Origin of the sequence: Thiofilum flexile DSM 14609, assembly GCF_000380185.1 — a bacterium.
Lineage (GTDB): Bacteria > Pseudomonadota > Gammaproteobacteria > Thiotrichales > Thiotrichaceae > Thiofilum > Thiofilum flexile.
Genome location: NZ_KB904802.1, coordinates 81,227 through 95,445, shown reverse-complemented (window position 1 = coordinate 95,445; position 14,219 = coordinate 81,227). Strand labels below are relative to the sequence as shown.

Annotated in this window: 10 protein-coding genes; 7 read left to right on the top strand and 3 right to left on the bottom strand. The window is 45.8% G+C overall.

The annotated features are described in order from the left end of the window. Positions 1–23: 23 nt before the first annotated feature. Genes A3IK_RS0115545 through A3IK_RS0115530 form a run of 4 tightly spaced genes read left to right on the top strand, consistent with a single transcriptional unit; the run spans position 24 to position 4,101 of the window. On the top strand, positions 24–761 hold the full coding sequence (locus tag A3IK_RS0115545; protein ID WP_020560907.1) for a 5-formyltetrahydrofolate cyclo-ligase: 738 nt from the start codon (positions 24–26) through the stop codon (positions 759–761). A 25-nt stretch (positions 762–786) separates the two neighbouring features. Next, positions 787–1,761: an ABC transporter substrate-binding protein gene (locus A3IK_RS0115540; RefSeq protein ID WP_020560906.1), complete on the top strand. Its 975-nt coding sequence runs from the start codon at positions 787–789 to the stop codon at positions 1,759–1,761. Further along, positions 1,761–2,540 (top strand): ABC transporter ATP-binding protein, encoded by a 780-nt coding sequence (locus A3IK_RS0115535; RefSeq protein ID WP_020560905.1) that lies wholly within the window; start codon positions 1,761–1,763, stop codon positions 2,538–2,540. The genes A3IK_RS0115540 and A3IK_RS0115535 overlap by 1 nt, the downstream gene beginning before the upstream one ends. Next, positions 2,530–4,101, top strand: a complete 1,572-nt coding sequence (locus A3IK_RS0115530) for an ABC transporter permease (protein WP_020560904.1) — start codon at positions 2,530–2,532, stop codon at positions 4,099–4,101. The genes A3IK_RS0115535 and A3IK_RS0115530 overlap by 11 nt, the downstream gene beginning before the upstream one ends. A gap of 19 nt (positions 4,102–4,120) precedes the next feature. On the opposite strand, the gene A3IK_RS0115525 is transcribed toward A3IK_RS0115530, so the two are convergent. Both A3IK_RS0115525 and A3IK_RS0115520 read right to left on the bottom strand, forming a co-directional pair. After that, positions 4,121–4,498 carry a hypothetical protein gene (locus A3IK_RS0115525; RefSeq protein ID WP_020560903.1) on the bottom strand — a complete coding sequence of 126 codons (378 nt, stop codon included), beginning with the start codon at positions 4,496–4,498 and terminating at the stop codon, positions 4,121–4,123. A gap of 239 nt (positions 4,499–4,737) precedes the next feature. Next, positions 4,738–6,249 (bottom strand): hypothetical protein, encoded by a 1,512-nt coding sequence (locus tag A3IK_RS0115520; RefSeq protein ID WP_020560902.1) that lies wholly within the window; start codon positions 6,247–6,249, stop codon positions 4,738–4,740. 161 nt (positions 6,250–6,410) lie between these two features. Here A3IK_RS0115520 and A3IK_RS0115515 point away from each other — a divergent pair, with 161 nt between their 5' ends. Continuing rightward, positions 6,411–10,610: a hypothetical protein gene (locus tag A3IK_RS0115515; protein WP_211209459.1), complete on the top strand. Its 4,200-nt coding sequence runs from the start codon at positions 6,411–6,413 to the stop codon at positions 10,608–10,610. Between the two features lie 52 nt (positions 10,611–10,662). On the opposite strand, the gene A3IK_RS0115510 is transcribed toward A3IK_RS0115515, so the two are convergent. After that, the gene (locus A3IK_RS0115510; RefSeq protein WP_020560900.1) at positions 10,663–11,259 is read right to left on the bottom strand and encodes a hypothetical protein; all 597 of its coding nucleotides are present in this window, start codon (positions 11,257–11,259) and stop codon (positions 10,663–10,665) included. 132 nt (positions 11,260–11,391) lie between these two features. Here A3IK_RS0115510 and A3IK_RS20530 point away from each other — a divergent pair, with 132 nt between their 5' ends. Both A3IK_RS20530 and A3IK_RS0115500 read left to right on the top strand, forming a co-directional pair. Beyond that, positions 11,392–12,576 (top strand): rhodanese-like domain-containing protein, encoded by a 1,185-nt coding sequence (locus A3IK_RS20530; RefSeq protein ID WP_020560899.1) that lies wholly within the window; start codon positions 11,392–11,394, stop codon positions 12,574–12,576. Further along, complete coding sequence (locus A3IK_RS0115500) at positions 12,569–14,215, top strand: PEP-utilizing enzyme (protein WP_020560898.1); 1,647 nt, start codon at positions 12,569–12,571, stop codon at positions 14,213–14,215. The genes A3IK_RS20530 and A3IK_RS0115500 overlap by 8 nt, the downstream gene beginning before the upstream one ends. Positions 14,216–14,219: the final 4 nt, after the last annotated feature.

The window sequence follows — 14,219 nt, the reverse complement described above, 5'->3', positions numbered from 1 at the left end:
ACGAAAAAGGTTGTACGAGTACGATGACATCCTCCAAAGAAATTAGAGCCAAAATATGGACCCGTTTGCATGATGTAGCAAAACCGGATACCCGCTTCCATCTGAACTTCGCAGAAGTCATTCCCGATTTCAAGGGGTCTGATGCAGCTACCGATCAATTAGTGACTGACCCAGCTTATCAAAATAGCCGTTTCGCTTTCATTACCCCTGATAATTGCTTAGCTGATTTACGCCGTCGCATGATTGAGGCAGGAAAGCCCTTTGTCATGTCAACCTATGGTATCTATCGCGGATTTTTATTCCTTGATCCGGCGAAAGTACCTCCAGAGGCGGCTCTTTATGCCTCTTGGTTAGATGGTATGGAGCACTTTGGTGAGCCTATCACGCTGGCTGATATTTCGCGCCGAGGTCGCTTTGACTATATGGTAACAGGTGCCTCTGCGGTCTCTAGTAATGGGGTACGTTTTGGCAAAGGCCATGGCTTTTTCGATCTCGAATGGGGCATGTTTACCAGTCTTGGCCTTGCCGATGAACAAACCCCGGTACATGCCGTGGTTCATGATGTACAGGTGGTAGAAGAACAATTACAGCCTTCAGAAACCGATATTTTAGTTGATAAAATTTTTACTCCTTCCAGCACCCATGTCATACAACGCCGTGCTAAACGCCCTAGTGGGGTGAAATGGCCGCTACTGACACCCAAACAAATTGATGACACACCGCCGTTGCAGGAGCTACGCCGCTTGCAAGGGCTTGCTTAACCCCACTCCCCAAAAGGAAGCTCTAATGTCACTCACTTTAAACCGCCGACAATTTCTTGGAATCGCTGCTGCTGGAATCGCTTTAGGTGTGATGCCGCAGTATCTTCGTGCTGCGACTAGTACACTGAGTATGCAGGCTGCTTGGATTAATGATGCCGAATTTACCGGCTATTTTCTGGGACTGGATAAGGGGTATTACACTGAGGCAGGACTAGAGCTGTCCTATTTATCCGGTGGCCCTGATGTGATCCCCGAAAGTACCCTGATTGCAGGACGGGCGGATCTAGCCTTAACCTCACCCGATACCACAATCAAGGCTATCGTCGAACAGGGCGCACCGTTTAAAATTATTGGCGCACAATATCAAAAGAATCCGCTAGGTATTGTGTCACTCGCTAAAAAACCCATTACCAAACCGCAAGATCTGATTGGCAAAACACTAGCTGTACCGCCGGTCAATGTGATTTCAGTCGAGGCTATGCTTAAAATGAACGATATTGACCCCAGTAAGGTTAATATTGTGCCCTATGCCTATGACCCCACCCCGCTCATCAAAGGTGAGATTGATGCGAGCCTCGATTTTACCACTAATGTCCCCTATACCATCAAACTAGCAGGCGAAGAAGCGACCTCTTTCTTGCTGTATGACTTTGGTTACACCATCTATAACGATACCATCGTTGTCACTGAAGAAGTGCTGGCTAAAAAACGGGATCAGTTAGTGGCCTGGTTACGGGCATCACGTAAAGCCTGGAATGAAAACTTTACCGATCCTGCGGCTTGGCCTCCGAAATTCGCTGATACTTGGTTTAAGGGCACTGGACGCTCGATAGATAACGAGATTTATTTCAATACAGCTCAAAAACCCTTGATGGAAAGCCCTAATGGTATTTTTGCCCTCACCGATGACGGCATTGAAAAGTGTTTGAGTGCTTTAGGTAAGATTGGATTAGTGGGTAAACACGACATGTTCGATACCTCCTTACTAGCAGAAATCTGATGGTTGCAGTAACGGTGACAGCGGGGATTCAGTTAGAAGGTATCACCAAAACCTTTAGTGGGCGGGGCAAGACCGTAGAAGCTTTGAGGGAGGTTTCTCTTGCCTGCCCCACGGGGTCATTTACCGCGATTATCGGCCCCTCAGGTTGTGGCAAATCAACGGTCATGCGTATTGCCCTTGGCCTTGAAAATCCAGATTCCGGTACTGTGCAAATTGCCGGACAAGCCCCCCTCTTGGCAGCACGTGCGGGTATCACTGGGGTAGCCTTTCAGGATGCAGCACTCTTGCCTTGGCGTAGTGTACGCCGCAATGTCGAGGTGCCGCTGGAGGTATTAGGGCGTTCGCTGACAACAGAAGCCCCTACTGTGCAAAAGCTGATTGAGTTAGTCGGTCTTAAGGGGTATGAAAACTCTTTACCCGGAGAGCTTTCCGGCGGTATGCGCCAACGGGTGGCTATTGCCCGCGCCCTAGTGACTCGCCCACAGGTATTATTCATGGACGAGCCTTTTGGTGCCTTGGATCAAATTTTGCGCCGTCAGATGAATGTTGAGCTACAGCGTATCTGGTCCGAAACTGGCTCAACCGCATTTCTGGTGACGCATGGCATTGATGAGGCGGTATTTTTGGCGGATCGGGTGGTGGTGATGCACGCAACACCGGGGCGTATTGTGGATGTGATTGAAGTCCCCTTTGAGCGCCCCCGCCTTCCCACGCTATTCTCAACCCCAGAATTCCATCATATCTGCGACCATATCGCGGGAGTGCTACATGGTGGGTGAAGCATTAGCGCGTCATCGTGGCCTACGTAATGCCCTTCTCCTTGTGCTGATCTGGGAAGTCATCGGCAGGCTAGGTCTAGTGGCGGGCGGTGCGTTACCGCCCCCTAGCGCTATACTCATTAAACTATGGCAAGATCGGGCGGACTATCCACTGCATATTGCGGCAACTCTGCAGGCATCGGTCACGGGTTTTGTCATCGGGAATATTATTGCCATTAGTGCGGGGGTTATCTTTGCCCTCTCACCGACACTGTTACGGATTTTTCGGGGGGTCAATATCGCTGCCTTTGCGTTACCCCCCATTGCTATAGCCCCTATTCTCACCCTGACCCTATCCGGCATGGCTCCGCGCATTACTTTAGCGGCATTAGGGGTTTATTTTGTCAGTATGACGGCAACGGTGATTGGTATTTCACAAGCAGATAGTCGTGCTGCAGACCTCATCCGTGCTTATGGCGGTGGGCGCTGGCAAGTATTGCGTAGGGTGCAGTTTCGCGGGGCACTCCCTGCCATACTAGCAGGGCTTAGAGTCGCGGCACCGGCTGCGGTATTAGGTGCGATTTTGGCTGAATTTGGAGGCGGAGGTCGCTGGGGACTAGGCACTTATCTCTTAGGTTCACTAGGGCAAGCAAACCCTGCGCGGCTTTGGGGTATTGGTCTAGTGGCTACCTTAATTGCAGGACTCAGCTATGCCGGTTTTGCCCTACTCTCGCGTCACTTTCTTGGCTCTACCCGTGCCGTGACCTTGAATACTGCTGTACCAACTGCTCAAGAGCAATCTAGCTCTAGCCTCCGGCGCGTGCTGATTATCACAGCTTCAATTGCACTACCCTTTATTATCTGGTGGGGGTTTATTAAGCTCAGTGGTGCTCCGGCTATGATCGCTAAGACACCGCTGGATGTGGTGAATTATCTATTCTTTTCTAATGCCTCGGCCACGGCACAGAGCAAGCTATTACAAGCGCTAGGGCAAACACTACCCATCACCTTTATAGGTATGGCGGCTGGGTTATTGTTTGCCTTTTTACTGGCTATTTTGTCCAAACTATTCCCGCGCGGGATAGAAGCTTTTATGCCCGTTGCCTTAGTGACTCAGACCATGCCGCTGGTGGCACTCACACCCTTATTAGTGCTGATGTTGGGACGTGGGCAGGCTCTCACGCTATGGGTTACGATTTCAGTTACCTTTTTTCCTGCATTTGTGACCTTAGCACAAGGGATAGCGCTGGTTCCTAATAGCGTGCAGGAACTACCGCGTGCCTATGGTGCTAGCCGCTGGACTGAAATGCGTATGGTAACGATTCCAGCCGCGTTGCCCTATCTATTTGCCGCTATGCGTCTGACGGTGCCACGAGCGCTACTCGGTGTGATGATTGCCGAATGGCTTGCTACCGGCAAAGGCCTAGGTAATCTGCTCAATCAATCGCGTGGCTATCTAGATTATGGCATGATCTGGACCGTGGCTGCCGTCGCCGTACTATTATCTGTGATATTTTATCAGCTAGTAGTGCTCCTTGAACGACGTGTCCTCACTCGCCTAGGTATGACAACAGCAGAGTGATATTAAAAGCACACCATCATCATTTAACCCACTTCATATTCTCCAAAGCGGCGACAAGTTCAGGGCGCATAATAAACTCATAATGCCCATCTAAGGTTTCAGGTGAAGCATCATTGCCAGATGATAATGTCCAAAACCACATAAACGTCCCATCTTCCCTTGTAGGTGGTGTATATTCTAGTACTTCAGCTATTTCGCGTCCTAGTGTCCCATACTGCAAATTAGCCGCATTATAATTGGCATAACCCACAGCTTCAGCCAGTCTCGTAGCAGTAATGGTATGGTTAGGGCTTGCATACTGAGCAGCAAGCATTTGACGATACTGTGTGTTTCGTAATCTCCCCTTATCACGCAGTTTTAACAGTGCTGCCTGATATTGTTCTGGTGTAGCAATCATGTTTCATTCTCTCTTAATTGAACATGACCGTATTCTAGCCTTACGCAATCATGCTGGGTAGTTGCTAAGCAGGCAGTATCTGTATGTTATATGTGATTTTTACCCGCTAGGTGTTGTGACTAAACGACGGGTTCTGACTCGGCGGGGTATGGCGACAACGGAATGCTCAAGAAAATAGGCTGCTCCTATTAAACTTGCTAATAGAAACAGCCTATTTAAGAATAGTAAGCTAATTAACCTTAAGCAATTTGTCCCATTAATAAACTAATGGTTTTATGTACTTCATTACGTTTAGTAGTCAGACTTTTCTTAATTTCCATTAATTCAACTACCTGCTCTAGCGTTCTAACGTGCTGTATATTGGTTTTTAAAATTTCACACGATAGGCTTAAAGGGCGTAAAAACTCCTCGGCTTTTTGGGAATCACTCACAATATGCTTACGAATACTTTTAGTGTATTCAATTACCGTATCGCAACTACGGTTTTGCGTATTCATTTTACTCTCTTTGACATCCTGATAGAGTGAATCTAGCTCTAAAACTGTCTCTTTATTATTTGTATTCTGTAAAGGAGCGGGGAAACCTTGCGGAGTAATTTCGTGCAGTCTTACTTCTAATGCTTGTTTTTTCTCTTTTACGGTTAGTAATTTACTATGGACGGATTCTAACTCTACTTTATTAGACGCAATATCTTGCTCTAATTGATTATAAGCATTGATTACCTTTTGCAGCACACTCACTGCTGGCTCATCTAAAGCGGTAGAGTCTTTATTATTATCAGCTAATTTGCTTCTATTTATACTGCTATTGAGACCCATGACTCGCGCACTACCGGCTGGACTTTCCGATCCTGAGCTGTGACTAGATGAGTGTGTGCTACCTGAGGTGGGTGAGCTAGGTTTACTATCTACACGAGCACTTGCATTGGCTCCTTCTGAGGCGGGGCTAGGTTGATTCGCTGTGCGAGTGCTAGCCGCTGCTCCTTCTGGTGTGGGTGAGCTAGGTTTACTATCTACACGAGCACTAGCACTTTCTGAGACTGGGCTAGGTTGATTCGCTGTGCGAGTAGTACTAGCGGTGCTGCCTTCTGAAGTGGATGGGATAGGTTTGCTATCCGCACGAGTACTAGCACTTACCTCTGCTGATGCGGGGCTAGGTTGATTAGCTTTATGAGTGCTAGCGGTGCTGCCTTCTGGTGCGGGTGAGCTGGATTTATTATCGCTGGGTTTGCTATCTACGCGAACGCCCCCACTGCCCCCTTCTGGGGTAGTACTCTTGGTAGTATTGCTATTATTTTGTCCTGCTGCTGGGGTTGACTGATTGAGGCTGGGGCTAGCAGTAGGACGCTGCTCAACTATTGGGGCAGGTGTTGCAACACTGTTGGTAGGCTGTTCCCACGATGACACCAAAGAGGTAACTGTAGTCAGATCAGGCATAACCCTAGTGTGACTCACCACCGGAGTGGTATGCGTATTAAGCTCTGGGAAATTAGGCACCACTGGAGCACTAGATAAACCAAAGGCATTTACAGTGGACGCTGTCACATCCGTTACGGGTCGATGGCTAGAGGACTCTAAGACATCCAGTATATCCAGCTCGTCACCTAAATGGCTCAATCCCAATTTTGCCAAATTGATGTCCATCTCCATCTCTGTTTCAGGCTTATGTTTTTGCTTACTATCGGGGGGAAAAGTGGGAGACAGATGGTTATCTGGCAAGGATTTATTAGATGATGGGTTATCATTCGACATAGCAGCCCCTATTCTTATTTTTTTTATTGTTCATGACGTTAAGCACTTAGCTTAAGCTAAGCGAGCTGATTTTTTAATGAATTCAGCCTGTGTTTTCGGGATAGATTGCGCCTATACTGTGGTCTGAAGCTATATCAAATTTTATAAATGCGAGCTGATTTATGCATCTTCTTCGTCTTATGCTGTTGTTTATTTTCCTTCATCTGTCAGTCGCAAAGGCTGCTCCTCTTACTCCTGAGCAAGTCCCTGAGCCACTGAAACCTTGGGTAGACTGGGTATTACAAGATAATCCTGAACGTAACTGCCCACGCGCCTACGCCTCAGCGCAACAATACTGTGCTTGGCCTAGTACTCTAGATTTAAACCTCAATGAACAAGGCGGAACCTTTACCCAACGCTGGCAAATTTATCAAGAAAGCACCATTCGCCTCCCCGGAGACGCGCAACATTGGCCTACTAATGTACAAACTGATCAAACTGCCGCCCTCACCGTCCTTCCTAAAGACGACTACCCTACGGTCAAGCTTGCCGCTGGTACGCATATTGTTCGGGGACAATTTCAATGGGATAAGCTCCCTAAAACCGTATTCGTCAGTCCCGAATCGGGTCTAATCCAACTCACTGTCAATGGTCGCCCCATCGCCAATCCAGAATTTAATGCAGAGGGACGTTTATGGCTGACGCAAAATACGGAGGCTAGTAGTGAGGATAATTTAGACCTGCAAGTTTTTCGTAAAATCACCGACTCCCACCCCATTGAAGTACTCACCCGTATTCAACTACGCGTTTCGGGTAAACAGCGCAATACAGATTTAAGTCCGGTGCTGTTGGAAGGATTTATTCCCTTAGCCATTAGGAGTCCGCTACCGAGTCGCATTGAGCGCAATCAACATCTACAAGTACAATTACGCCCCGGCGAGTGGACGATTGATATTATTAGCCGTGCGCCTAATAATTTAACTAGCTTTACCCTTCCTACTAGCCAGCAACCTTGGCCTAATCAAGAGGTGTGGGTGTTTGAGGCGGATAATACCTCACGCCAAGTAGAGGTTGGTGGTGTTGCTAGTATTGATCCGAATCAAACCAAATTACCTACCGATTGGAATAGTTTACCTGCGTATTTAATGAATAGTGGTGACACACTCACCCTAACCGAGCAGCATCGGGGCATGGTATCCAATAAAAGTAATGAGCTAAGCCTCAAACGTACGCTCTGGCTCGACTTTGCGGGCACTGGTTATAGTATTCAAGACCAATTACAAGGCTCACTAGCCGAGCAATCACGCCTTAATGCCACACCGGAGCTTAAGTTAGGACGCGTCACTATTAATGGTGTGCCACAACTGATCACCCAACAAGACGATACCACACCGCCCAATATTGGGGTGGAAGTGGTACGGAAAAATAATTTAAATCTTACCGCCGATAGCCGCTATGAAGGCTCCGTCAGTACTCCGCCTGCAAATGGTTGGCAACAAGAATTGCAGCAAGTCAATACTGAGTTGTATCTCCCCCCCGGCTGGCGTTTGCTACATGCGAGTGGTATGGATAATACGCCGGATACTTGGTTTTTAAGCTGGTCGCTATTGGATTTATTTCTGGTATTAATTATTGCCCTAGCCGTCGGTTATTTATATAAACCGCTTTGGGGTGTTTTTGCCCTTATTGTATTGGTCTTTATCTGGCATGAGCACGAAGCTCCACGTTTAATTTGGCTCAACTTATTGGCGGTCATTGCCCTATTGCGGGTTGTACCTAATGGCTTGCTTAAAGACTTACTGAAATACTACCGCTTGATTAGCTTAGTCGTCCTCGCTTTGATTGTGGTGCCCTATATGATTGCTAGTATTCGCATAGCACTCTACCCACAACTCGAACGGAACTACTACGGTCAAGATTATTATGGCGGCTCTAGTAATTATGCAGCCGCCCCCGAACCGGCACCTGCTGCGGAATCTGCTTATGTTACAGCAGATGTAGCCTCTGAAGATGAGGCTCTACAAAATCAAGGCAAGGCTCAAGAACGTAAGCGGGTATCTAAAGAAATGGTACAACAAAATGTTGACTCTTACCGCAAAGCAGCCAAGAAATCTAAAGTCGATCTCCAAGCTCTTGATCCTAATAGCATGATTCAAACCGGCCCTGGTCTACCCAATTGGAAGTGGTCGAGTGTGAATTTTTCTTGGTCGGGGCCGATTCGTCCTGATGAAAGTATCTATCTTCTGTTGAGTAACCCATTGATGACAGCACTCTGGAAATTTTTAGGTATTGGCCTCTTACTCATACTCGCTTGGCGTTTAATTTGGCCTAAAGGGGATAGTAATCAACCGATGACCCCACAAGCCGTCTGGCAGCAATTCAAGCAAAACCCTTGGACTAGTATCAAGGCACAATTCACCCTAAGCTTAGCCTTATGTGCTGTGGTCGGCCTCATGAGCTTCAGCCCTAAACCGACACTCGCGGCTGAAATGCCTAATGACGAAATGCTGCAAGCCCTGAAAGAGCGCTTATTGCAAGCGCCAGACTGTTTACCACAGTGTGCTCAGATTGAGGCGATGAATGCTCAAATCCAAGCTGATAGCTTACAATTACGCTTGCGAGTTCATGCCGCTAATCAGACTGCGATTCCATTACCCCTTGCTCAGGGGGCTTGGCTACCTCAACAAGTATTGATTGATGGTAATCCTAGTGCGGCTCTGAAACGCAATACCGACCAACAACTGTGGGTGGTATTAGACGCGGGTCAACACGAGATTATTCTACAAGGCGCTTTACCAAAGCGCTCTAGCTTTACCCTGAGTCTCCCGCTCAAACCTTATCGAGTCACTTGGCAAGCCAGCGATTGGTCGGTCGATGGTATTCGGGACAATGGTGTACCCGAAGGACAATTACAATTCCTACGGACGACGGGTGCGGATACTACAGCTAATTTAGATCAAGAGGCCAGCACCCTGCCTACCTTTGTGAAAGTGGAGCGGCGTTTAAACTTAGGCCTAGATTGGTATATTGACACCACGGTGACTCGCCTTTCCGATAGCACGCCCCCCTTGAGCCTCTCCATTCCCCTCTTAGCCGGGGAGCGCCCTATGAGTGAACAATTGACCGTGAAAGATGGGCAAATTAAAGCCAACTTTCGCGCTCAAGAACGAGAGCTTTCTTGGTCATCACGCCTGAATACCACGGAAAAGCTCACCTTAAAAGCCGCTGCTAATCCCGATTATTTAGAAGAATGGCAAGTTGCAGCTAGTCCGGTGTGGAATGTACAAACCAATGGTATTCCGGTTAATAATTTGGTTGAGGAAGATGGGATTAGTGTTCCTGTGTGGAAACCTTGGCCTAATGAAAGCCTAGATTTAACCATTACCCGTCCTCAGGGCGTTGCTGGTCAAACCGTCACTATTTTATCTAGTAAAGTAGAAGTAAACCCCGGTAAACGTGCCAAAGATATTGTGCTCACGCTCACTATTAGCAGTAGTCGCGGCACCCAGCACACGCTAACCCTCCCTCCAGACGTAGAAATTAAAAATCTCATTATTGATGGGAAAAAACGCCCGATTCAACAGCAAGGCGATAAGCTAATTTTGCCTCTCAATCCTGCTGAACAAACCATTATAGTGATGTGGCAAGATAATACCCCACTCTCGATATTCTACCGCTTCCCCGCAATTGACGTGGGCGTGAATAGCGTCAATAGTACCTTAAACATTAGCATGGCAGCCGACCGCTGGGTATTATGGGCACGAGGCCCCGATTTAGGACCTGCGGTATTATTTTGGGGGGTATTACTCGCGCTCTTAATCGTGTCCATTATTTTAGGCCGCTCTAAACTCACCCCGCTCAAAACCTGGCAATGGTTTCTGCTCGCCGTTGGTTTAAGTCAAAGTAGCACCTATTTATTAGTGCTCATGGTCATCTGGCTTATTGCCTTAACACAACGCACAGCACTCACACGCATTTTGTCAGTCTGGAGATTTAATACCATGCAGGTAGGATTGGTAGCACTCACCTTCTTTGCCTTAGTAGCCTTGGTAGGTGCGGTCGCAAATGGCTTATTAGGGCATCCTGATATGCAAATTACAGGCTATGGTTCTCATGCGGCTCAGCTCAATTGGTATCAAGATCGCACGGGTACTCAGTTACCGCAACCGTCGGTCTGGAGTGTCTCGTTGTGGGTCTATCGCTTGCTCATGCTGCTCTGGGCATTGTGGTTGGCTATTACGGTATTAGGTTGGTTACGTTGGGGCTGGCAAGCCTTTAGTACGGGAGGATTGTGGAAAAGTGAGCCAAAGGTGCCACCTACACCACGCGCTCCCCTAACTCCGGTAGTGCAACAGTCTACACCTACTACCCCACCTAAATAGATGTGCTAGGGACTGGGCTTAGGCATCACGCCTAAGCCCATTTAAACCCTCATTACGTCGCTGATGGCTTATCAATCTTCCGCTTCAACATCATAAACGCTAGCGCTAATCCCCCACCAATAATGGCTATCAAGATAATAATCCATAAAAACTTTTGCATATAGGTAACGGTGAGTAGGCTTAATAACAATAATAACCCCACAATATACAACTCCCACGATACCAATATACCGTCAATAAAAGTCACTAAAGCTAAAAGCAATAAAATCATTAAGCCCGTCGTTTCATAATTCAAACGTCCAGACTCTAAGAATAAATAAATCACTAATAAAGCAATAAACGCCGCACCCCACAGTGTGACTTGTTGGAGTAAAAACTTACTATTATTTTTAAAGCCCGTATGCTCGCCCTTTCTCCAGCCCCAGATAGTTGTCACAATAGCGGTAATCACTAGCATATAAGTCCAGTAGGTATAAGATTTTTCACCATTATAATTAGTAATACCTATACCTAATAAGGCTAGAAAAATAATTCCTCCAAAAAACAAAGCATCACGCTTTAAAAAGCGTTGCATACTAAAAGAGCCCTCTTGAGTCGCTAATGATCCATTAGCGGGCTGCGTGCTTTTCTCAGTCGGTTGCGTACTCATTTACATTTTCTCCTTCATTAATCAATCCTAAGCCTAGAGTCTAGTCTACTCTTTTATTCTGGTAACTAATTCACAATTTTCTACTCTAAGCTATTGTTATACTGGCAACATAATATCAACGGGGTCGAACTCATGTATACCTTAATTCGCTTAAAAATCAGTCTTATACTACTGAGCATCATATGCCTACAACCTGCCCATGCCATCCCACCACCGGATGTGCTAATGTCCTTATGGCAATCTGCTTTACAATTCATCGGTATGATTTCCGTAGTGCTAGCCGGTGCAGCACTCACCCTCAAACAATTTTTCTCACATTATTTAATAGGTTGGAAGCGCGACCTCATGTTAGGCATACTCATGCTTAGCCTGTTTGGGATCGGGGTTTGGTGGTTCAGTGCTAACAATAGCGCAGACACAGTACATGCAGCAAATACCTCCACCACGAGCGTCCCGCCAGCCCCCCAGCCGCTCGTGAATACCCCACCCCAAGCGAATAAACCCGTACTCCCTAAAGGCGAGAAGTTAGCCGTTGGTGAAATTTTAAAAAGAGAAAAGGATGAATATACCCGTAATTGGAAAATAGAAACCCTAGGTGAAATGCAACAAGAAGCACAAATGGCGCGTAAAGCAGAGCAATTACCTGCATTAAAACCTGTTATTATCGAATCCTTTACCCCACAAGCTTTATATAAACTATTACAAACAGAGCGCTCTCAGTTTTACTTACTCGATGTCAGAGAAGGTTATGAGCGCTCTCAATTTACTATTCAACACGACGCCATTGCCCGCTATGGTGATCTTATTCATGATATTATTCCACCAAACTTAGCGCGCAATAAATTAATTGTTCTCTTATGCCATTCGGGTATACGGGGCTATCTCGCCGCCAATGCTTTGCATGCCAAAGGCTATAGCAATATCGCTTTTTTACAAGGTGGTATGGCAGCGTGGAATGAAGCTAAGCTTCCTATTAATGGCAATGCCAATTATAGTCTACAACCTAAAAGCCTTAAGATTCTTAGCAAGCAGCAATTTAAAGCATTAGGGGATAAAAACTTTACTATTCAGATTGATACTAACTCACCTGCTATTAAAGGCATTAAAAACTTAACTCAATTACCCTTTGAAACGGCTTCTACTACTATGCTACAAAAAATTTACCAGCAAGCAGGTAATAAACCGATTGCTCTGGTTTGTAATACCTATGGTGGGTGCTTTCATGGTTTAAATATGTCTTATTTATTAAAACAAGCGGGCAAGCAATATGTAGGGATTTATGATGACTCAAAACAATGGCTAACACAATATGAATGAGCAGCCGAATAAATACTACTATCTTCAACTAGCCCAAGAGGCAGGTATTAATACACCTGCCTCGTGGTTAATCGATACTATACCGACTCCAGTAGAGCTAGAGAATTTTACCCAAAAAAATCAAAGTGATTACTATATAGTACGCAGTGCAGTAGCTTTAGAAGATGGTAACACCCATTCACTCGCGGGGCATTTTTGGAGTTCGGATAAAGTTAATGCGGATCAATTAGCGGCTACTATTGAGTATGGCTTTCAAGCTAATAGTGAACGTTTAAAACAACAACAAAGCTCCATAAATCCTACCCTAATGGTTCAACCGTTTATTGAACATACTATTGGCGGGGTAGCTTTTTGTCCGTGGAGCTTTTTTAGTAATTATAGCTATGTAGAGTATGCGACTACCGTACAAGCTGTGGTTGAGGGTAATGCTACACCCGCCCTAATTAGTTTAGATCCTAATTACTCTCACCCTATTGAGCCAGAAAATAATGTCTGGATTAGACCTTTACAAGATACTATTCAACATTTAAAAGGTTTATTTGATTTCCCATTAGATATTGAATGGGTATTTCATCACAATACTCAGTGCTTTACGCTATTACAAATTAGGCCGCAAACGCATTTAATCGGCACATTACAGAGTGCAACGCAATTGCCTCCCCTACCTCAAGGCCAATGGGAATATAGTGCATTATCCGAAAGTGTGGGACGTTTATCACCCCTATCATTTGATTTACTCCGTCATTTATACCAAGAAGCACGCCCTACTTTACAACTCATCGGGCATAAAGCGGCTCAAGTAGATTTTATGTATCGTTTGCCTGATGGCACGATAGTAGTAGAGCCGAATAAGGAAAAAGCATTTTACGACAACACACGAATGGGTAGTTTCTGGCGTGGATTTAAAGCCCCTAGTATTAACAACCAAGTATTAGAAGCTATTAAAGTAGGGATTGACTCTACTGATTTTAGCCTAACACGTTTAATTCAGTTTTTTAGTTTATGGCTAGCTAGTAATAGCTTAAGCCAAGGAGCGGGGCGCGATGAGGTATTTGACCCACAACGCTACGAATTATTATGGCTAAACCCACCCCCTGCATTTAAGCCTGAAATAACTCAAGACTGGAATAGTTTAAATAGGCAAATTCGCACTCTATTTTTTAATGAATTGCATAAACTAAAATTACTCATTAAAGATCAGCCCAGTGCGGTATTTTGTACTATAGCCGAGTTTCAACAAGGTCAATGGAATCAAATCCAGCGCCAACATGAGCAAGTACAAGCTGCGAGCTTTGACTATTTACCTCTATTACAATCCGCCCCTAATAACACCCTGCAATCATTAAGTGTGGCTAAGCGAGTGACGGGGGTCGTATTTAAAATCGACAATCCGTCACAGTTTCGGGGTGATATTCCTAATGGTGTGATTTTAGTAGCGCCTTATTTTGATAATCGTTGGGTGCATCGTATTAAAGATTTAACCGGAATTATTGTTGAGCGCGGTAGTCGATTGGCTCATTCAACACTGGTAGCACGAGAGGCACAGGTGCCTTATGTAGTTATTGGCAATAGTAGTTTTGTTACTTTAATAGCAAACCACACTCTTACCTTAGATACTATTAAAAACACTTTTGATTGATTAA